The following is an 18,998-nucleotide window of genomic DNA, read 5'->3' on the forward strand; positions in this document are numbered from 1 at the left end:
GGCAGTTTTTTCGCTATTTGTGCTGTCTTCGTCATTTTTTGCCACAACACATCGCCCCATTTTTTGTTATAACTTCAAGTGCATACTTGCAGATAACATGGAATACCATCATGCGTACTCACACTTTTTTTAAAGTTGCAGTGCTTTCTGGTCTGTTGGCCCTCTCAGGCTGTGCGTCAAAAGTCGCAGCCCCCGATCAATATTCAGGCTTTTTAAAAGATTACTCAGGCTTGCAGGAGATGAAATCTGCAACCGGGAAGCCAACCCTGCGTTGGGTTGATCCTTCTTATAATGAGGCGAATTATGACAGCATTATCTGGACGCCGATAACCTATTATCCGACGCCAAAACCGACCACTCAGCTTGGGCAAAAAACGCTTAATGAGCTGTTGAATTATACCAATACCAAACTGAAAACCGCGATTGGCCAGCGTAAGCCGATTGTGACGACGCCGGGCAAACATAGCCTGATCTTCCGCGGCGCCATCACGGGTGTGAGCTCAGACAAAGAAGGTTTGCAGTTCTATGAAGTGGTGCCTGTCGCGCTGCTGGTTGCGGGTACGCAAATGGCCACGGGCCATCGTACCATGGATACGCACCTGTTCTTCGAAGGTGAGCTGATCGACGCGGCTACGAACAAGCCGGTGATTAAGGTTGTTCGTAAGGGGGAAGGGAAAGAGCTGGCGAACGAGAATACGCCAATGGGCCTCGGCACCCTGAAGCAGGTTGTGGATGACATGGCAACGGATGCCACTATGTTTGATGTTCATCAGACAGCAAATTAATAAAAAAAGGCCTGCATTTTCGCAGGCCGTTTTTTTATGCCGTCCGCAGGCGGCGGAACCAGGTTTCCGGCTTCGTAAACATCACCATATTCCCGCCCAGTATCAACAACAGGCCGACGATCCCGTTGAGATGCCACACGTAACCCTCGTACACCGTTGAAATCGACAGCGCCACCAGCGGGAACAGCAGGGTGCTGTAGGCGGCTTTACCGGGACCAATGCGGCCTACCAGCGTAAAGTAGGCGCCGAAGGCAATCACCGAGCCAAACAGCGCAAGATAGAGCAGCGCCCCCATATAGCTCACCGTCCATTCCGGCATAAAGTTATCGCCTCTGAAGAGGGCGATAAGTCCCATCACGACGGTGCCATACAGCATCGCCCAGGCGTTGGTGGTCATGGTTTCCAGCCCGTTTCGCTGATGACGCATGCTGATCATATTCCCCAGCGAGAAGCCGTAGGTGCCGAGGGCGGAAAGCCCGATGCCCGTAAGCAACGACGCGCTCCAGCCGCTGGCGAGCAGATCGTTCCAGAACAGGGTAATGATCCCGATAAGCCCCAGCGCTGCCGCCGTCCAGAAGCGTGCGGGTGGACGCTGGCCGAAGAAGATAAAGCTGTTGATGGCGTTATACAGCACGGCCATCGAGAAAATCACCGACTCAAGGCCGGTATTGATATGGGCGGCGGCGGTGTAAAAGCACCAGAAGTTGAAACAGAAAACGCAGCAGCCCTGTAGCATGCAGTAGAGATGATCCCGCAGCGCCAGCCTGCGCAGGCGGCGAAGGGCGACCAGGACGATCATCATCGTGGCGCTGGCCACGGCGAAGCGCCAGAAAATGGAGACCGGCGCTGCAACCGGCCCCTGTTGTAAAAAAATGGCGATCCAGGTCGTGCCCCAGATAACAACAACCAGCCCATAGAGTAATGCGTTCATGGTGTCTCTCTTCTCATACCGCGAAAAACAACAGTGTGGCGAAAGAAGAGGGACCCGGCTTTCATCGCCTTGCGCCGGACTTGCAAATTCTTGCGCTTTTTTCTCGCACGATGGCTGGTAACAGGCTGCAACACTTCTTAGACTGACAGTCTGATTAATCACCTGTTTACGGACATGTCTCTCGTTTACGACACCTTTGAAACGTTACGCCAACAAAATGCGGTGCTGCGGGAAACCGTCGCGCTCAATACTGGCATTCAACTGGCGGCGTGGTACAACAAGCACGACACGATCACCGTGAAAAGCAACCATCACACCCTTAGCCTGTACGTGGCAGATGGCTATGAAAGCTATCAAAAAACGCCGGGTGGCTGGAAAAATGGCGGTGGGCCGGATCGTTTTTGTCTGATGCCGGAAGAGAGCGAATCCACGTGGGATATTCGTGACGACCTGTCGTTCGTGCACCTCTACTGCACCGATGAACACCTGCGGGACGTGGGGGAGAAAATCTGGGATAAACGACCGCTATCGCTGACGCTGGAGGAAAAAATATTCGGCAGCGATCCGAAAATCACCGCCCTTTATCGCCAGTTTTTGCTCGGCTGCGACTGGCAGCAAAACGCCAATCAGCTCACCCTGAGCACCGCGTCGACCTTATTGCTGACGCATTTAGTCCAGCACTATTCCAGCGTACAGTGGAAGCTGCCGGTAGTGACCGGCGGGTTATCGCCGTTTGTGCTGCGCAACGTGCTGGCCTTTATCGAGGAAAACCTGGCGCAACCCTTAACGCTGGCGGAACTGGCGGGCCAGGCCGCACTCAGTGAGTATCACTTTGCGCGGATGTTCCGCCAGTCGATGGGCCTGGCGCCGCATCAGTACGTCATGCAGCGCCGCATGGAGAAGGCCAAAGCGATGGTGCAGCACACGACCACGCCGCTCACCGACATCGCGCTGGCCTGCGGATTTAACTCCGCCAGCCATTTCAGTAACCGTTTTCGCAGCATGACCGGCATTACGCCGTCACAGCTACGCGCGGCGAAGGCGTGAGAAGACGGCGTAACAGATCCCTCCCAGCACCAGCCCCCAGAAGGCGGAGCCAATTCCCAGGAGCGTGACGCCGCTGGCGGTCATCAGGAAGGTAACGATCGCCGCGTCGCGTTCTGCTTCATGGTTCAGTGCCTGATACAAACTCCCGCTGATAGTGCCGAGCAGGGCCAGCCCGGCCAGCGTCTGGATGCCGCTCAGCGGCAGGGCGGCCATCAGCCCGGAAATCGACCCGCCGAACACCCCCGCCAGCAGATAAAACCCGCCTGCCGCCGCCGCGGCCAGCCAGCGTTTACTGGCATCCGGATGGGCGTCCGGGCTCTGGCAGATGGCGGCAGTGATGGCGGCGATGCATATAGAATAGACGCCGAAGGGGGACAACAGCAGTGCCAGCCCGCCGGTGGCAACGATCAGCGGTGAGACCGCCAGCGGATAGCCCGATGCCTGCATGGTGGCGAAGCCGGGCGCATTCTGCGACGCCATGGTCGCCAGGAAGAAGGGTAAGCCGATGCTGAGCAGGCTGGTGATGGTGAACGCAGGGGCAATGAATTCCGGCATGATGACTGATAACGTCATCCTGTCCGTGACAACGTCACCTCCGGCCCATGCCACGAACACGCCCACCAGCAGCGTGGCGACAATGGCGTACCGGGGCGCTACGGCTTTGGCCACCAGCCAGGCGGCCAGCATACTGCCGCAAAGAAAAATGTGTCCCTCAAGATTGCTGAATGCCTTCAGGCCAAACTGTAACAGCACGCCCGCCAGCATAGCGGCGGCAAGCGAGTGCGGGATCAGTTTCATCAGCCGGGCAAACAGGCCGGTGACGCCGCACAGCAGAATCAGCGCATTCGCGAATATAAATACCCCGATGGTTTCCGCCAGCGTCACGCCTTGCAGGCTGGTGGCGAGCAGCGCCGCGCCGGGTGTCGACCAGGCGGTCAGCACGGGGGCTTTATACCACCACGACAATGCCAGCGTGCTGATCCCCATCCCGAGCCCCAGCGCGGTCATCCATCCGGCAATTTGCTGTGTACTGGCGCCAGCCGCCGCAGCCGCCTGCCAGATAATGGCGGCAGAACTGGCATAGCCCACCAGAACGGCAACAAAACCGGCCAGCACGGCAGGAAAGAGAGAGGCAGTCGATCGCATGGCTACTCCGTTGTGCGTTATAACGTCCGGGATAAGGTATCACTGTGCGCTATAGCGTACAAGTGGTATGCTTTGCCGCAACGGGAGGAACTATGGATATCACTCAACACCTGGCAACCACACTGAAAGCGCTGCGTCAGGCGCGGGGCTGGAGCCTGTCGAAACTGGCGGAAGAGACGGGCGTGTCGAAAGCGATGCTTGGGCAAATCGAACGCAATGAGTCCAGCCCGACGGTCTCTACCTTGTGGAAAATCGCCACCGGGCTGAACGTACCTTTTTCGGCGTTTATCACTCCAGAGAGCGAACCGCAGGCGGTGTTCGATCCGCAGCAGCAGGCGATGGTGGTGAAACCGCTTTTCCCCTGGGATGAACAGCTTAAGTTCGACCATTTCTCCATCACCCTGTCGCCCGGCGCGCTGAGTGAGTCCACGCCGCACGAAGCCGGGGTGATCGAGCATGTGGTGGTGATAAGCGGTGAGCTGGACATGCAGATTGACGGTGTCTGGCGCACGCTATACGCTGATTCCGGCGTGCGTTTTGCCGGCGATAAACCGCACGCGTACCGCAACAGCAGCGCCCGGACGGTGCATTTTCACTCTCTGATCCATTATCCCCGCTAAAGCGTCGCAAAACGGTTTCACTGGCACAGACTTCTGACTACAATAGCCGCCATTTTGACCATAACGGATAACGACGAAGTATGCGCCTGCACTCCCATCATCTTGAACTGCTAAGCCCGGCCCGCGACGCCGCCATTGCCCGTGAAGCCATTCTTCACGGAGCAGATGCCGTCTACATTGGCGGCCCTGGCTTCGGTGCCCGTCATAACGCCAGCAACAGCCTGCGCGACATTGCCGAGCTGGTCCCGTTCGCCCACCGTTTCGGGGCGAAGGTGTTCGTGACCCTGAACACCATTCTTCATGATGATGAGCTTGAGCCCGCGCAGCGTCTTATTACCGATCTCTACCAGACCGGCGTTGACGCCCTGATCGTTCAGGATATGGGCGTTCTGGAACTGGATATCCCGCCGATTGAGCTGCATGCCAGCACCCAGTGCGATATCCGCACCGTTGAGAAGGCGAAGTTTCTTTCGGACGTCGGGTTTACGCAGATTGTTCTGGCGCGCGAGCTGAACCTGAACCAGATCCGCGATATCCACCAGGCGACCGACGCGACCATTGAATTCTTTATCCACGGTGCGCTGTGTGTGGCGTATTCCGGGCAGTGTAATATCTCTCACGCCCAGACGGGGCGCAGCGCTAACCGGGGCGACTGCTCTCAGGCCTGCCGTCTGCCTTATACCCTGAAAGACGATCAGGGCCGCGTGGTGGCATTCGAAAAACACCTGCTGTCGATGAAAGATAACGATCAGACGGCCAACCTCGGCGCGCTGATCGATGCCGGTGTACGCTCCTTCAAAATTGAAGGGCGCTACAAGGACATGAGCTACGTGAAAAATATCACCGCCCATTATCGTCAGATGCTGGATGCCATCATCGACGATCGCGGTGACCTGGCGCGCGCGTCCGCCGGTCGTACAGAGCATTTCTTTATTCCGTCGACGGACAAGACCTTCCACCGCGGCAGCACGGACTATTTCGTGAATGCCCGTAAAGGGGATATTGGCGCGTTCGATTCACCGAAGTTTATCGGTTTACCGGTGGGTGAAGTGCTGAAAGTGGCGAAAGATCATCTTGACGTTCAGGTTACAGAGCCGCTGGCGAACGGCGATGGTCTCAACGTGATGATCAAACGTGAAGTAGTGGGTTTCCGCGCCAATACGGTGGAGAAAACCGGCGAAAATCGCTATCGCGTCTGGCCGAACGAAATGCCTGCCGATCTCTACAAAGCCCGTCCTAATGCAGCGCTTAACCGTAACCTGGATCACAACTGGCAGCAGGCCTTACTCAAGACCTCCAGCGAGCGCCGCATTGCGGTGGATATCGCGCTGGGGGGCTGGGAAGAGCAGCTGATCCTGACCATGACCTGCGAAGACGGTATCAGCGTGACGCATACGCTCGACGGCCTGTTCGAGGTGGCGAACAATGCGGAGAAAGCGCTTAGCAACCTCAAGGATGGCGTGGCGAAGCTGGGGCAGACCATTTATTACGCGCGCAATATTGAGGTGAATCTGCCGGACGCGCTGTTCGTGCCGAACAGCCTGCTGAACCAGTTCCGCCGTGAAACGGCAGAGATGCTGGATGAAGCACGGCTGGCAAACTATCCGCGCGGCAGCCGTAAGGCCGAAACGGTGCCTGCGCCGGTCTACCCGGACACGCATCTCTCGTTCCTCGCGAACGTTTACAACCACAAAGCGCGTGCGTTTTACCATCGTCACGGCGTGCAGCTGATTGACGCCGCGTATGAAGCGCATGAAGAGAAGGGCGATGTGCCGGTGATGATCACCAAACACTGCCTGCGGTTTGCCTTTAACCTTTGTCCGAAACAGGCGAAAGGCAATATTAAAAGCTGGAAAGCGACGCCGATGCAGCTGGTGAATGGCGATGAAGTGCTGACGCTGAAGTTTGACTGCCGTCCGTGTGAAATGCACGTTATCGGCAAGATGAAGAATCACATCTTCAAAATGCCGCCTCCGGGAAGCATTGTGGCCTCCGTCAGCCCTGACGATTTGATGAAGACCCTGCCGAAGCGTAAAGGCAGCTAACCCGCAGAGTGGGTATCCGGTTTGCGCGATTTCTGCCAGGCATGGTGCTCGCGCAACCCCTCCGCAGACTCCTCAGCCGCGCTGCGTAACTCGTCGCTGTCAGCTTCATGACGAAGGTGATGGTCGGCGTTTTTCACATACACAAATTCATGCCCTTTGTGCTCCGCCATAATCTGCCCTGAGAACAGGGCGCTAATCACCAGCAGTAGCGAAAATTCTTTTCTGAACATCCTTTATCCCCTGAAAATACGCTACGGTCATCGTAGGGATAATTTCATAGAGTAATTATTCGACTGTTTAAATTTGAGAAAATAGACTGTCAAAAATTGTGGTCGCAATAAAACTCACTTAAGACTATTCTTAAAAGCAATATCGCCGTTGTAAACTCCCATTTCTGGTATGCAAAGAGCAACTAGATTTATTGGGAAATCATTTACAATAAGATTTTTCTGGCTAAGGATTGGATCGAATAAATGAAAAAAATAATCGTGCTATCACTTCTGGGCGTAGTGGTTGCGGTGGGTGCTGCGGCCAGCATCTATTCAAATGAAGAACCAGAATATATTCAGTCAGCAAAAAGCCGTGTCGGATCGTATTTAACCAGCGATTACGGACGTGTCGAATGTAATAGCACCCAGGTAAGTGAAGATCGCTGGGAGCTGGGCTGTACCAATAAGGCGAGAGGCAAAACCTTCCAGTTCGCCGTTTACCCACCCGAGCAGGCACCGTATGGGGTCTCTCGTGCGTTTTATCTCGAAGCGATTAATGATGATGCCCGCCAGAGTGCAGATCAGGGGCTGATGCGTTATCTGCAAATTAATACCAAAGCGGGTTAATCGATTCGTTTATGCTTCGTTGAGGCTCACAGTGGTAGATTGCTGGTGATCCACATCCCGGTAGGGAATACCGGAGCGTAGATACCAAAATACAAATCTATCCATGCAAGCATTTACCGCCAGATTATGGCGGTTTTTTTTTGCCCGTTTATCGTACCGGCTGTAAAAATTGTTTGCGATATTGCGCGGGCGAAAGCGCAAATTGCTGCCGGAAATGGTGGCGCAGCGTGGCGCTTTGTCCAAATCCGGTTTGTTCCGCAATATTATCAATGCTGAGCCGACTGTTTTCGAGATAATCTTTTGCCCGCTGCAATCGCGCAGTCAATAACCAGCGCGCGGGCGTTGTCCCGGTCGCGTCCTGGAAACGGCGCAGAAAGGTGCGTTGACTCATACCCACCCGCAGGGCCAGCGATTCGACGGTATGGGAAACGGCCAGATGCTGGTGAAGATAATCGAACAGCTGGCCCAGGCGCTGGCTCTCCCGCAACTGAGCCACCGGTCGGCTAAGTTGCTGGGTTTGCGAGCCGTCCCGATGGGGCGGGATCACCAGTCGACGCGCCACGCGGTTTGCTGCCTCCATACCGTAATTCCGGCGCACCACGTGCAGACACAGATCAATCCCCGCGGCGCTGCCGGCGGAAGTGAGAATATCGCCTTCGTCCTGGTAGAGCACATCTTCGACCACGGTGATGGCGGGAAAGCGTGTTTTCAGAGCTTGCGTGTAGCGCCAGTGGGTGGTTGCCTTCCGCCCGTCAAGCAGGCCTGAGGCTGCCAGAACGAAAACGCCAGAACAGATCGAGAGTAGCTGGCAGCCGCGGGCATGCGCCGCGCGGAGCGCCTGGCAGAGCGCTTCGGGTACGGGTTCATCCAGCCCTCGCCAGCCGGGTACAACAACCAGATCCGCCGTTTCAAGCAGACGCAGATCGCCGTCGGCCAGAATACGGATCCCGCCCGTTGCCCGGAGCTCGCCGCCATCCACGCTCGCCACGGCGAACTGATACCAGTCATCGCCCATCTCCGGGCGCGGCAAGCCAAAGATTTCTACCGCCACGCCAAACTCAAAGGTACATAAACCGTCATATGCCAGCACGACCGCGCGCGGCGAGGGATGTCTTAAGTTTGTCATCTTTTTGCTGTTTTCTGGCATAGGCGGACGCATTCATGTGCTGAATTAAGGGATAGAGTAGTGTTAACACAAACACCACAAATGAGGAAGATTCATGAGCTATGTTACTGAATTTCCGGCTGCTGAGCCGCAGGAAGCCGTGGGGCATTTTCTGCGTCGTCTGAGCGTCGAGACGGACTGCGCCGATGTCCATCACGCGGTATCCAGCGGTGAGCAGGACTTTGTTCTGCTGCACGTTGTCGGGAAGCCTGAACATTTTGCCCGGCGGCATCTGCCCGGCGCGCTGCATTTACCCTGGAGCCAGATCACCGCCGAGCGGATGACAGCGTGGCCAGAGGGCACGCTGTTTGTCGTCTATTGTGCAGGCCCGCACTGCAACGGGGCGGACAGGGCGGCGCTGAAGCTGGCGCGTCTGGGTCTGCCGGTTAAGATTATGCTCGGGGGCATGACCGGCTGGGAAGATGAGCGGTTCGCGTTTGCAGGATCTTCATCACCCGCCCTGTGAACATGAATTTATTTCAACACAGATGAAATTTTCTCGTTTGTCGGCGGCGAGCCGGTATGACATCTTTTTAGGACGTTTAGACATCCAGAAGTCTAAGTGTTCAAGAGATGAATTATCACTGTGGGCAATTAACGCCGACAGACAGAGGAGATTTCCATGCAGCGACACCACGCCCCGTACCGCGCCGATGTAGTCGGCAGTTTTTTACGCCCGGACTCTGTTAAACAGGCCCGTCTGCAATTTGCCAGCGGTGAGATCGATGCCGGTCAGCTTCGCGCGGTTGAGGACGAGGCCATTCGCCATGTTGTCGAACAGCAGTGCGCCTGCGGCCTGCATGTGGTAACGGACGGTGAATTCCGCCGCGCCTGGTGGCACTTTGACTTCTTTGACGGGCTACAGGGCGTAGAGCGTTATGATTCGCAGCAGGGCATTCAGTTCAACGGGGTGCAGACCAAAGCCCACGGCGTGCGCGTAACGGGCAAACTGGGCTTCGGCGATCATCCTATGCTGGAAGATTTTCGCTACCTCAAAAGCATCAGCGGTAACGCACAGCCGAAGATGACCATTCCGAGCCCGAGCGTGCTGCACTTCCGCGGTGGCCGCAAGGATATTGATGCCACGGTCTACCCGGATCTGAAGGATTACTTTGACGATCTGGCGACAACCTGGCGCGATGCCATTCGGGCCTTTTACGATGCAGGCTGCCGCTATCTGCAACTGGATGATACCGTCTGGGCCTACCTTTGTTCAGAAGACCAGCGCCGCCAGATCCGCGAGCGCGGTGACGATGCAGACGAACTTGCCCGAACCTATGCCCGGGTGCTGAATAAGGCGCTGGAGGGCAAACCGGACGACCTGACCATCGGGCTGCACGTCTGCCGCGGCAACTTCCGCTCAACCTGGATTTCCGAAGGCGGCTATGAGCCGGTGGCGGAGGTGCTGTTCGGCACGGTGAACGTCGACGCGTTCTTCCTGGAGTACGACAACGACCGTAGCGGCGACTTTGCGCCACTGCGTTTTGTGCGCCCGGGTAAACAGCAGGTGGTGCTGGGGCTGATCACCACCAAGCACGGTGAACTGGAGAACCCGGAAGGGGTGAAAGCGCGTCTGGAAGAGGCCGCGCGCTACGTGGCGAAAGAGCAGATTTGCCTCAGCCCGCAGTGCGGATTTGCCTCCACGGAAGAGGGTAACAGCCTGAGCGAAGCCCAGCAGTGGGATAAAATTCGCCTGGTGACGCAAATCGCCAGCGACGTCTGGTAACGCCGTTCACAGCGCTGCATTATTACAGTGCAGCGCTGTACCATTCTGAGTCGTTTACCGTAAATCCTCTCTTCGAACCCGTTTAAATCCTGCCTCTGCAACCTGGCACCCTTTTTGCTCTCCTGAAACTGACGTTACTTTTTCTGCGTCCGGGCGGTAACGGACGTCTTCGCACAGCTTTCTTTTTCAGGAGTGAAAATATGCACCGTCGTACCTTTATAAAAGCGTTCGCCTTGTCCGCCTCCGTGGTCGCCATGGGGGTCAGTTTTGGCGTCCAGGCCGCAGAGACCATTAAAGTCGGGATCATGCACTCACTCTCCGGCACGATGGCCATTTCAGAAACGCCCCTGAAAGATGTCGCCCTGATGACCATCGATGAAATTAACGCCAAAGGCGGCGTGCTCGGGAAAAAGCTGGAGCCGGTGGTGGTTGACCCGGCCTCCAACTGGCCGCTGTTTGCCGAAAAGGCTCGCCAGCTTCTGAGCCAGGATAAGGTCGCCGTGGTGTTTGGCTGCTGGACCTCCGTATCGCGTAAATCGGTTCTGCCGGTTTTTGAGGAGCTGAACGGTTTGCTGTTCTATCCGGTGCAGTACGAAGGTGAAGAGATGTCACCTAACGTCTTCTATACCGGCGCGGCGCCTAACCAGCAGGCGATCCCGGCGGTGGAGTACCTGATGAGCGAGGACGGCGGCAGCGCGAAACGCTTCTTCCTGCTGGGAACGGACTACGTTTACCCGCGCACCACGAACAAGATCCTGCGCGCCTTCCTGCACTCGAAAGGCGTGGAAGATAAAGATATTGAAGAGGTCTACACCCCATTTGGTCATAGCGATTACCAGACCATCGTCGCCAGTATCAAGAAATTCTCTGCGGGCGGTAAAACGGCGGTGGTCTCCACCATCAACGGTGATTCCAACGTGCCTTTCTATAAAGAGCTGGCGAACCAGGGGCTGAAAGCCACGGACGTGCCGGTTGTGGCGTTCTCGGTGGGCGAGGAGGAACTGCGCGGCATTGATACCAAACCGCTGGTGGGTAACCTGGCGGCGTGGAACTACTTTGAATCCGTCGATAACCCGACCAACCAGACCTTTGTCGCGGCCTACAAAGCCTACGCGAAAGCCCATAAGCTGCCGAATGCCGATACCGTCGTCACCAACGATCCGATGGAAGCGACCTACGTCGGCCTGCATATGTGGGCGCAGGCGGTTGAAAAAGCGGGAACAACCGACGTGGACAAAGTGCGCGCGGCAATGGCGGGCCAGTCGTTCAACGCGCCGTCCGGCTTTACGCTGACCATGGATGCCACCAACCACCACCTGCATAAGCCCGTCATGATTGGTGAAATCGAAGGCAACGGCCAGTTCAACGTCGTCTGGCAAACCGAACAGCCGGTACGCGCTCAGCCGTGGAGCCCGTTTATCGCCGGGAATGACAAAAAACCTGATCAGCCGATGAAAACCGCCAGCAACTAAGCCACCACCAGGGAGAGACGTCATGAACGCCATGCGCATGATGATTGCGATTGTGTGGCTTACCGGACTGCTGCCAGGGATGGCGCAGGCATCGGATGCCGATGATTTTGTTGCCGCTAGCCGCAGCCAGCAAACCGCCATGCTGACCCGCTGGGCAGCCACGCCGGAACCTGCACGTTTGCCGCTGCTTAAGGCGCTGCAACAGGAGAACCTTTATACCGACAGCCAGAAGAAGGCATTTACCCGCATCGACGGCGAAATGGTTGCCCTGGGCGCGGCAAAGAGCGCCGAAGGAACGACCAAAGCCGTGCGGCTGACCAACCGGCTGCGCGTGTTAACCGTCACGGCGCTGGCGACGCATCAGCTTGTTAGTGACAGTGTCACCGAAAGGCGTCATGCCGCGCGGCAACTTCAGCGTGACGCCCAGCCGGATATGCTCGGGTTTCTGCAACAGCGGGCTAATCGCGAAACGGACGACGTCACCCGACAGTCGCTGAGGCTGGCGCTGGCAAATCTTCAGCTGGCGAGTCCGCAGGCGGAAACGCGCCTCAACGCGGTTGAACTGTTGGGACAGTCTGACGATCCGGACGTTCAGGCCACGCTGACGCCGTTCACCCGGGCGCAAACCGAGCCGGACGCACGGGTACGTGCCGCCGCCGCCGAGAGCCTGGACCGTATTCAGCACCGGCTGATGTGGGGTGAACTGCTGGGGCAGGCCTTCATGGGCCTGTCGTTGGGGTCGGTACTCTTGCTGGCCGCGCTCGGGCTGGCTATCACCTATGGTCTGCTGGGGGTGATTAACATGGCCCACGGCGAAATGCTGATGCTCGGGGCGTATGCCACCTGGATGGTGCAACAGGTGATGGCGCAGTGGATGCCTCAGTGGCTGGCGCTTTATCCGGTGGTGGCGCTGCCGGTGGCGTTTTGCCTGACGGCAGGTATCGGGATGGTGCTGGAGCGCACGGTGATCCGCCATCTGTATGGCCGCCCGCTGGAAACCCTGCTCGCCACCTGGGGGATCAGCCTGATGCTGATCCAGCTGGTGCGCATGACCTTTGGCGCCCAGAACCTTGAGGTCGCTAACCCGGCCTGGCTGTCCGGCGGGGTGCAGGTTTTTGCCAACCTGACGCTGCCGTGGAACCGTATTGTGGTGCTCGGGTTTGTGCTGCTGGTGCTGTTCTTCACCTGGCTCATTCTGAACAAAACGCGTCTGGGTCTAAACGTGCGGGCGGTGACGCAAAACCGCAGCATGGCGGCCTGCTGCGGCGTTCCCACCGGACGGGTAGATATGCTGGCGTTTGGCCTCGGGTCCGGCATTGCCGGGCTGGGCGGCGTTGCATTGTCCCAACTGGGGAACGTGGGACCGGAGCTGGGCCAGGGATACATCATCGATTCATTCCTGGTGGTGGTGCTCGGCGGCGTCGGCCAGCTGGCCGGTAGCGTCGCGGCGGCCTTTGGTCTGGGGATCTTCAATAAAATTCTTGAACCGCAGATGGGCGCCGTGCTGGGCAAGATCCTGATTCTGGTGGCGATCATTCTGTTTATCCAGAAACGTCCGCAGGGGTTATTCGCACTTAAAGGGAGGGTGACAGACTGATGAGCCAGCCATTGACCTTAACACTGGCGCGCAGTGCACCGCGCACCGCGCAAATCTTCGGCAGTCTGCTGGTTGCGGCGCTGCTGGTGCTGCCTTTTCTCGCGCTGTTGCCCGCCACCCATCCGCTGGCCGTTTCCACGTGGATGTTGACGCTCATCGGCAAGATCCTCTGCTACGCGGTGGTCGCCGTGGCCCTCGATCTGGTCTGGGGCTATGCCGGTATGCTCTCGCTGGGGCACGGCATATTCTTCGCCCTGGGCGGCTATGCGATGGGCATGTACCTGATGCGCCAGGCGGCCGGGGACGGGCTGCCCGCGTTTATGTCGTTTCTCTCGTGGAGCGAACTGCCCTGGTTCTGGTGGGGAACGCAGCATTTTGCCTGGGCACTGGTGTTAATTGTGACGATACCCGGCCTGCTGGCGCTGGTCTTCGGCTGGTTTGCTTTCCGCTCGAAGATCAAAGGGGTCTATTTCTCCATCATGACCCAGGCGCTGACCTATGCGGGCATGCTGCTGTTCTTTCGCAACGAAACCGGCTTTGGCGGCAATAACGGCTTTACCGGCTTTACCACGCTGCTCGGATTTTCCGTCACGGCGACCACCACGCGGATCGCGCTGTTTCTCGCAACGGTCATGCTGCTGCTTCTGGCCCTGGGCACAGGCTACGCGCTGGCGAAGAGTAAATTTGGCCGCATTTTAACGGCGGTGCGCGATGCGGAAAACCGTCTCACGTTCTGCGGCTACGATCCGCGCGGCTTCAAGCTGCTGGTCTGGACGCTTTCCGCCGTGCTGTGTGGCCTGGCGGGGGCGCTGTACGTTCCGCAGGTGGGCATTATCAACCCGGGTGAAATGTCGCCAACCAACTCGATTGAAGCGGCCATCTGGGTAGCGCTGGGCGGGCGCGGCACTCTGGTGGGCCCGGTGATTGGCGCGGCGCTGGTCAACGGTGCGAAGAGCTTTTTCACCGTGGCGATGCCGGAGTACTGGCAGCTGTTTCTGGGGCTGATTTTCATCGCCGTGACGCTGTTTTTACCGCGCGGCGTGTTCGGTCTGTTTCGTAAGGGAGAGAATTAATGCAGCCCTCTGAAGGACTCTTTACCCGCCAGCTACCGGGCGACCGTTACCGCGAGCAGACCGATCCGGTGTTGCAGCTCGAGGCCATTAACGTCAGTTTCGACGGTTTTCAGGCGTTGACCGATCTCTCGCTGAATATCGGCGTCGGAGAATTGCGCTGCATCATTGGCCCTAACGGCGCCGGTAAAACCACGCTGATGGACGTGATCACCGGCAAAACCCGGCCAAAAAGCGGGAAAGCTATTTACGATCAGTCCATCGATCTGACTGCCCTGGAACCGGCGGCCATCGCCCGTCAGGGCATTGGCCGTAAGTTCCAGAAGCCGACCGTGTTTGAAGCGTTGACCGTAGGGGAAAACCTCGAAATCACCATGAAAGCCGACAGGTCCGTCTGGGCGAGCCTGCGGGCAACGCTCAGCGGCGAGCAGCGCGACCGCATTGACGAGATGCTGGTTTTGCTGCGGCTTGGCAGCGAGCGCGATCGCCGTGCCGGACTGCTTTCCCACGGACAGAAGCAGTTTCTGGAGATCGGCATGCTGCTGGTGCAGGACCCGCACCTGTTACTGCTGGACGAACCCGCCGCCGGTATGACCGACGCCGAGACGGAATACACTGCCGAGCTGTTCCGCACCCTGGCAGGCAAGCATTCGCTGATGGTGGTTGAGCACGATATGGGTTTCGTTGAGACCATCGCCGACCACGTCACGGTGCTGCATCAGGGGCGCGTACTGGCGGAAGGTTCGCTTCGCGAGGTACAGGCCAATGAACAGGTGATTGACGTCTATCTGGGACGCTAAGGAGAGGGGATGTTACAGGTTAGCGAACTGAATCAGTACTACGGCGGAAGTCATATTCTGCGCGGGGTGAGCTTTGAGGCGGTCGTCGGGGAAGTGACCTGCCTGCTGGGGCGCAACGGGGTGGGCAAAACCACGCTGCTGAGGTGCCTGATGGGGCTGATCCCGGTGAAAGCCGGGGAGGTGGTCTGGCAGGGAAAGAGCATCACTCACAGTAAACCGCACCAGCGGGTACAGTCCGGCGTGGCGTATGTTCCGCAGGGGCGGGAGATTTTTCCGCGTCTGACCGTAGAAGAAAACCTGCTGATGGGGCTGACGCGCTTCTCAGCGGGAAACGCAAGAAGCGTACCGGAGGAGATTTGGCAGCTTTTCCCGGTGCTGGAGGAGATGAAGCACCGACGCGGAGGCGATCTTTCCGGTGGTCAGCAACAGCAGCTGGCGATTGGTCGCGCGCTGGCGAGCCGTCCACAATTACTGATTCTGGATGAACCCACGGAAGGTATTCAGCCCTCGGTGATTAAAGAGATTGGGCAGGTGATCCGCAGCCTGGCGAACCGGGGGGATATGGCGATCCTGCTGGTGGAGCAATTTTATGATTTTGCGGCAGAGCTGGCCGACAGCTATCTGGTGATGTCGCGCGGAAGCATCGTCCAGCAGGGGCGCGGGGAGAATATGGAGCAGGAGGGCGTTCGCGGGCTGGTTGCGATCTGAAATGTTATAATATAACATCCCTATTCTTATAAAACGGAATGAGGATTTTGCTGTGGCTGCACAACCTGGAAAAATTGCGCTGACTTTGGGAACGCTGCTGGTAAGCGGCTCGCTTTTTGCCCATTCGCACGGTCATCAGATGACGGAGGCGGAACAGAAGGCGGCAAACGGCGTCTTTGAGGATAAAGACGTCAGGGACAGGAAGCTGTCTGACTGGGACGGAACATGGCAGTCTGTTTACCCGTTCCTGCTTGATGGTTCGCTGGATCCGGTTTTCGAAAAGAAAGCGCAGAAGGGAGAAAAATCTGCTGCCGAGGTGAAGGCCTACTACCGCAAGGGTTACGCGACGGACGTGGACGCCATCGGCATTGAAAACAACGTGATGGAATTCCACCGAGGCAAAACGGTGAGCAGCTGCCGCTACGACTACAGCGGCTACAAAATTCTGACCTATGCGTCGGGGAAAAAAGGTGTGCGCTACCTGTTTGAGTGCAAGGATAACGCGAGCGAGGCGCCTAAGTTTGTGCAGTTCAGCGACCATATCATCGGGCCGAAAGCCTCTTCACACTTCCATATCTTTATGGGCAACACCTCCCACGAGGCGCTGCTGAAAGAGATGGATAACTGGCCGACCTACTACCCGAATGAGATGTACAAGGAGCAGGTGGTGGAGGAGATGTTGCACCACTAAGGTGTTGGTTTAGCCGGGGGACGGCTTCGCCTTACCCGGCCTGGGATTAGGGTTTTCCAGGTCGGGTAAGCGCAGCGCTACTCGACACGCTATCTTCACTTTTCACGCGCATCCCGCGCAATATCATCAGCCAGGCAGCAATGATGGCGGCCATCATAATGATAAATAATGACCAGTGCGGCAGATGGGTCAGGATGAGTCCGGTGATCATCGGGTTCGCCGCCGCGCCCAGCCAGCCCAGCGCTTGTGCGGAGAAGTAGCTCGCCTTCATGCCCGGCGGGGCGATATTGTCGATCAGCATGTATTCACCCGGTGCATAAATAATCTCACCCAGGGTGAAAATCGCTGCCGCGATCCCCCAGTAAATCAGGTTCTCGCCGGAAAGCATAAACCCCCCCAGCCCGAGGATGAAAAAAAGCGTCGCGGCGGTCATTAGCGGACGGATATTGCTGGCGGTGATCTTCCGTCCAAGCGCATATTGCAGGGTGACGACCACCGCCGCGTTGACGGGCAGCACAACGGCCACCACCTTTTCTGCGAAATCACTGTCCGCATGTGCGGCGAGGACATACTGGGAAATGCAGGTGGCGAACGATCCACCCACATACGACGCCAGCAGCCCGGAGAGCGTGTACCAGAACAGCGCCCGGTCTTTCAGCAGCACCGAGGGTTGCCATGGCATTTTCTCCTCAGGGCTGTCCGAGGCTATGCTTTTCTGCACAAAGAAATGGATAAACCCGAGCGGCAGTGCGGCGCAGAAGGCCGCCAGCCAGAACGGCAGTTGCAGGCTGTACATTACAAGCAGGGTGCCGATCGGCGGCCCGATCGTCCAGCCGATGTTCAGGAAACTGTAGTTGAGTGAGAAAACGCGCGCCTTTTCGCTGGAGGTCAGCACGTCGGCAAACCATGCTTTCAGCACCGTTGAGAAGACGGAATAGGCGCAGTTAATCAGGGCAAAGAACAGCACTACCAGCGTCACGTTATTCACCAGCGGAATGGCCACAAACCCGGCGATAAAGGCGACGATGGCGATCAGCATATAGCGTTTTTTGTCGAATTTATCCGCCAGGATGCCAAACCCCAGGCTAAACACCACGCCAATGGTCAACGCCACGGTAAGGGCATAGCCAATATTCTCCACGCTCATATCGTACACGCGTGTGAGATATATGGTCATAAAGGGCAGCGTTGCCCCGCGGCCAATTGTTAATAACAATGACGATGCCAGCAGCGCTGCGGTTGAGCGCCTGATTGATGGTTTCATTTTCCTGCCCGACAAATGCTTATGCTTTTTTTGTTGTGTTATTACAGGATTATCATGGGATCGGCAGCTTGTATAGCACCCAATTTATCCGCAAGTGCTTCTCTTCAGTACCAGAATTAATGATCTTCTCGCGGGGCTATTTTTTCTGTTACCTTGAGGTGTTTACAAAATTTTAATATTTCAGGGGCGGAAAATGACGCGGAAAGACGGGCTGTTAGCGTTGCTGGTTGTCGTGGTGTGGGGACTCAATTTTGTGGTCATCAAAATGGGGTTGCACAACATGCCTCCACTGATGCTGGCGGGTCTGCGCTTCCTGCTGGTGGCGTTTCCGGCGCTGCTGTTCGTCGCCCGCCCGAAAATTCCCCTCAAGCTGCTGCTGGGCTACGGCCTCACCATCAGCTTTGGTCAGTTTGCGTTTCTTTTTTGCGCTATTAAATTCGGTATGCCTGCGGGCCTGGCTTCGCTGGTGCTTCAGGTGCAGGCGTTCTTTACCATCATTCTCGGCGCGTTTGTCTTTGGCGAACGCTTGCAGGGCAAGCAGCTGGCGGGCATTAGCCTTGCGGTCTTTGGCGTGCTGGTGCTGATTGAAGGCAGCCTCAACGGTCAGCATGTCGCGCTGCTGGGCTTTATGCTCACCCTGGCGGCGGGGCTGAGCTGGGCGTGCGGCAATATCTTTAACAAGCTGATAATGCAGCACGAGGCGCGTCCGGCGGTCTTATCGCTGGTGGTCTGGAGCGCGTTGATCCCCATCGTACCGTTTATGGCCGCGTCATTTATTCTGGAGGGGCCGCAGGCGATGCTGAAAAGCCTGGTGGAGATCGACCTGACGACTATTTTGTCGCTGATCTACCTGGCGTTCGTTGCCTCAATCATTGGCTATGGTATCTGGGGATCGCTGCTCGGACGCTATGAAACCTGGCGCGTGGCGCCATTATCGCTGCTGGTACCGGTGGTCGGGCTTGCCAGCGCCGCACTGTTGCTGGATGAAACGCTCGGCGTGCTGCAACTGTGTGGCGCAGGGCTGATTATGGCCGGGCTGTATATCAACGTCTTTGGCTTGCGGGTGCGTCGGGCGACGCGGGTGCAGAGTTAAGG

At 57.3% G+C, this 18,998-nt stretch carries 19 protein-coding genes; 14 read left to right on the forward strand and 5 right to left on the reverse strand.

Going from position 1 to position 18,998, the window contains the following annotated elements; genetic code table 11:
- The first annotated feature begins 110 nt into the window (after positions 1–110).
- On the forward strand, positions 111–785 hold the full coding sequence (locus tag SK47_RS10055) for a DUF3313 domain-containing protein (RefSeq protein WP_048244054.1): 675 nt from the start codon (positions 111–113) through the stop codon (positions 783–785).
- Between the two features lie 34 nt (positions 786–819).
- Here SK47_RS10055 and SK47_RS10060 read toward each other — a convergent pair whose 3' ends face one another.
- Positions 820–1,716 (reverse strand): DMT family transporter, encoded by an 897-nt coding sequence (locus SK47_RS10060; RefSeq protein ID WP_003857219.1) that lies wholly within the window; start codon positions 1,714–1,716, stop codon positions 820–822.
- A gap of 174 nt (positions 1,717–1,890) precedes the next feature.
- Between SK47_RS10060 and SK47_RS10065 the strand changes: the two genes are divergently transcribed.
- Positions 1,891–2,763 (forward strand): helix-turn-helix domain-containing protein, encoded by an 873-nt coding sequence (locus SK47_RS10065; protein WP_003857218.1) that lies wholly within the window; start codon positions 1,891–1,893, stop codon positions 2,761–2,763.
- On the opposite strand, the gene SK47_RS10070 is transcribed toward SK47_RS10065, so the two are convergent.
- Positions 2,743–3,909, reverse strand: a complete 1,167-nt coding sequence (locus SK47_RS10070; RefSeq protein WP_048244056.1) for a benzoate/H(+) symporter BenE family transporter — start codon at positions 3,907–3,909, stop codon at positions 2,743–2,745. The two genes, SK47_RS10065 and SK47_RS10070, sit on opposite strands and share 21 nt — an antisense overlap.
- A gap of 92 nt (positions 3,910–4,001) precedes the next feature.
- Here SK47_RS10070 and SK47_RS10075 point away from each other — a divergent pair, with 92 nt between their 5' ends.
- Complete coding sequence (locus tag SK47_RS10075; RefSeq protein ID WP_015570550.1) at positions 4,002–4,529, forward strand: helix-turn-helix domain-containing protein; 528 nt, start codon at positions 4,002–4,004, stop codon at positions 4,527–4,529.
- Between the two features lie 80 nt (positions 4,530–4,609).
- Positions 4,610–6,574, forward strand: a complete 1,965-nt coding sequence (locus SK47_RS10080) for a peptidase U32 family protein (protein ID WP_015570549.1) — start codon at positions 4,610–4,612, stop codon at positions 6,572–6,574.
- On the opposite strand, the gene SK47_RS10085 is transcribed toward SK47_RS10080, so the two are convergent.
- Complete coding sequence (locus SK47_RS10085) at positions 6,571–6,804, reverse strand: DUF2554 family protein (RefSeq protein WP_048244058.1); 234 nt, start codon at positions 6,802–6,804, stop codon at positions 6,571–6,573. The two genes, SK47_RS10080 and SK47_RS10085, sit on opposite strands and share 4 nt — an antisense overlap.
- Positions 6,805–7,047: 243 nt before the next feature.
- On the opposite strand from SK47_RS10085, the gene SK47_RS10090 reads away from it, so the two are divergent.
- Positions 7,048–7,410: a hypothetical protein gene (locus tag SK47_RS10090; RefSeq protein WP_003857209.1), complete on the forward strand. Its 363-nt coding sequence runs from the start codon at positions 7,048–7,050 to the stop codon at positions 7,408–7,410.
- Between the two features lie 148 nt (positions 7,411–7,558).
- On the opposite strand, the gene ftrA is transcribed toward SK47_RS10090, so the two are convergent.
- Positions 7,559–8,557, reverse strand: coding sequence for a transcriptional regulator FtrA (gene ftrA / locus SK47_RS10095; protein ID WP_022651184.1), 999 nt, complete (start codon positions 8,555–8,557; stop codon positions 7,559–7,561).
- Positions 8,558–8,630: 73 nt separating this feature from the next.
- Between ftrA and SK47_RS10100 the strand changes: the two genes are divergently transcribed.
- The 8 genes from SK47_RS10100 (at position 8,631) to zinT (ending at position 16,639) form a co-directional block, all read left to right on the forward strand.
- On the forward strand, positions 8,631–9,041 hold the full coding sequence (locus tag SK47_RS10100) for a rhodanese-like domain-containing protein (RefSeq protein ID WP_003857206.1): 411 nt from the start codon (positions 8,631–8,633) through the stop codon (positions 9,039–9,041).
- Between the two features lie 156 nt (positions 9,042–9,197).
- Positions 9,198–10,301, forward strand: a complete 1,104-nt coding sequence (locus tag SK47_RS10105; RefSeq protein ID WP_023314139.1) for a cobalamin-independent methionine synthase II family protein — start codon at positions 9,198–9,200, stop codon at positions 10,299–10,301.
- A gap of 200 nt (positions 10,302–10,501) precedes the next feature.
- Positions 10,502–11,773, forward strand: a complete 1,272-nt coding sequence (gene urtA, locus SK47_RS10110; RefSeq protein ID WP_015570544.1) for an urea ABC transporter substrate-binding protein — start codon at positions 10,502–10,504, stop codon at positions 11,771–11,773.
- A 22-nt stretch (positions 11,774–11,795) separates the two neighbouring features.
- Positions 11,796–13,370: an urea ABC transporter permease subunit UrtB gene (gene urtB / locus SK47_RS10115; protein ID WP_003857199.1), complete on the forward strand. Its 1,575-nt coding sequence runs from the start codon at positions 11,796–11,798 to the stop codon at positions 13,368–13,370.
- Complete coding sequence (gene urtC / locus SK47_RS10120) at positions 13,370–14,443, forward strand: urea ABC transporter permease subunit UrtC (protein WP_048244060.1); 1,074 nt, start codon at positions 13,370–13,372, stop codon at positions 14,441–14,443. Before urtB ends, urtC begins: the two co-directional genes overlap by 1 nt.
- Complete coding sequence (urtD, locus tag SK47_RS10125; RefSeq protein ID WP_048244062.1) at positions 14,443–15,240, forward strand: urea ABC transporter ATP-binding protein UrtD; 798 nt, start codon at positions 14,443–14,445, stop codon at positions 15,238–15,240. The genes urtC and urtD overlap by 1 nt, the downstream gene beginning before the upstream one ends.
- A gap of 9 nt (positions 15,241–15,249) precedes the next feature.
- On the forward strand, positions 15,250–15,948 hold the full coding sequence (urtE, locus tag SK47_RS10130) for an urea ABC transporter ATP-binding subunit UrtE (RefSeq protein ID WP_048244064.1): 699 nt from the start codon (positions 15,250–15,252) through the stop codon (positions 15,946–15,948).
- A gap of 52 nt (positions 15,949–16,000) precedes the next feature.
- On the forward strand, positions 16,001–16,639 hold the full coding sequence (zinT, locus tag SK47_RS10135) for a metal-binding protein ZinT (RefSeq protein WP_003857190.1): 639 nt from the start codon (positions 16,001–16,003) through the stop codon (positions 16,637–16,639).
- A gap of 46 nt (positions 16,640–16,685) precedes the next feature.
- Here the strand turns inward: zinT and ydeE are convergent, their stop codons facing one another.
- A complete protein-coding gene (gene ydeE, locus SK47_RS10140; protein WP_023324643.1) occupies positions 16,686–17,903 on the reverse strand; it encodes an efflux MFS transporter YdeE in 1,218 nt (405 codons plus the stop codon).
- A gap of 193 nt (positions 17,904–18,096) precedes the next feature.
- Here ydeE and eamA point away from each other — a divergent pair, with 193 nt between their 5' ends.
- The gene (gene eamA / locus SK47_RS10145; RefSeq protein WP_045894357.1) at positions 18,097–18,996 is read left to right on the forward strand and encodes an O-acetylserine/cysteine exporter; all 900 of its coding nucleotides are present in this window, start codon (positions 18,097–18,099) and stop codon (positions 18,994–18,996) included.
- Positions 18,997–18,998: the final 2 nt, after the last annotated feature.

Source organism: Enterobacter sp. BWH52 (assembly GCF_001037565.1).
GTDB classification, from domain to species: Bacteria; Pseudomonadota; Gammaproteobacteria; order Enterobacterales; family Enterobacteriaceae; genus Enterobacter; species Enterobacter hormaechei_C.

What these genes read in the sequence shown, in the direction of transcription:
- urtD (WP_048244062.1), top strand. Translation starts at nt 14,443, where the DNA reads ATGCAGCCCTCTGAAGGACTCTTTACCCGCCAGCTACCGGGCGACCGT.
- ftrA (WP_022651184.1), bottom strand. Translation starts at nt 8,557, where the DNA reads ATGCCAGAAAACAGCAAAAAGATGACAAACTTAAGACATCCCTCGCCG.
- SK47_RS10105 (WP_023314139.1), top strand. Translation starts at nt 9,198, where the DNA reads ATGCAGCGACACCACGCCCCGTACCGCGCCGATGTAGTCGGCAGTTTT.
- SK47_RS10085 (WP_048244058.1), bottom strand. Translation starts at nt 6,804, where the DNA reads ATGTTCAGAAAAGAATTTTCGCTACTGCTGGTGATTAGCGCCCTGTTC.
- ydeE (WP_023324643.1), bottom strand. Translation starts at nt 17,903, where the DNA reads ATGAAACCATCAATCAGGCGCTCAACCGCAGCGCTGCTGGCATCGTCA.
- urtB (WP_003857199.1), top strand. Translation starts at nt 11,796, where the DNA reads ATGAACGCCATGCGCATGATGATTGCGATTGTGTGGCTTACCGGACTG.
- SK47_RS10090 (WP_003857209.1), top strand. Translation starts at nt 7,048, where the DNA reads ATGAAAAAAATAATCGTGCTATCACTTCTGGGCGTAGTGGTTGCGGTG.
- SK47_RS10075 (WP_015570550.1), top strand. Translation starts at nt 4,002, where the DNA reads ATGGATATCACTCAACACCTGGCAACCACACTGAAAGCGCTGCGTCAG.
- SK47_RS10100 (WP_003857206.1), top strand. Translation starts at nt 8,631, where the DNA reads ATGAGCTATGTTACTGAATTTCCGGCTGCTGAGCCGCAGGAAGCCGTG.
- SK47_RS10060 (WP_003857219.1), bottom strand. Translation starts at nt 1,716, where the DNA reads ATGAACGCATTACTCTATGGGCTGGTTGTTGTTATCTGGGGCACGACC.
- urtE (WP_048244064.1), top strand. Translation starts at nt 15,250, where the DNA reads ATGTTACAGGTTAGCGAACTGAATCAGTACTACGGCGGAAGTCATATT.
- SK47_RS10065 (WP_003857218.1), top strand. Translation starts at nt 1,891, where the DNA reads ATGTCTCTCGTTTACGACACCTTTGAAACGTTACGCCAACAAAATGCG.
- SK47_RS10080 (WP_015570549.1), top strand. Translation starts at nt 4,610, where the DNA reads ATGCGCCTGCACTCCCATCATCTTGAACTGCTAAGCCCGGCCCGCGAC.
- SK47_RS10055 (WP_048244054.1), top strand. Translation starts at nt 111, where the DNA reads ATGCGTACTCACACTTTTTTTAAAGTTGCAGTGCTTTCTGGTCTGTTG.
- eamA (WP_045894357.1), top strand. Translation starts at nt 18,097, where the DNA reads ATGACGCGGAAAGACGGGCTGTTAGCGTTGCTGGTTGTCGTGGTGTGG.
- urtC (WP_048244060.1), top strand. Translation starts at nt 13,370, where the DNA reads ATGAGCCAGCCATTGACCTTAACACTGGCGCGCAGTGCACCGCGCACC.
- SK47_RS10070 (WP_048244056.1), bottom strand. Translation starts at nt 3,909, where the DNA reads ATGCGATCGACTGCCTCTCTCTTTCCTGCCGTGCTGGCCGGTTTTGTT.
- urtA (WP_015570544.1), top strand. Translation starts at nt 10,502, where the DNA reads ATGCACCGTCGTACCTTTATAAAAGCGTTCGCCTTGTCCGCCTCCGTG.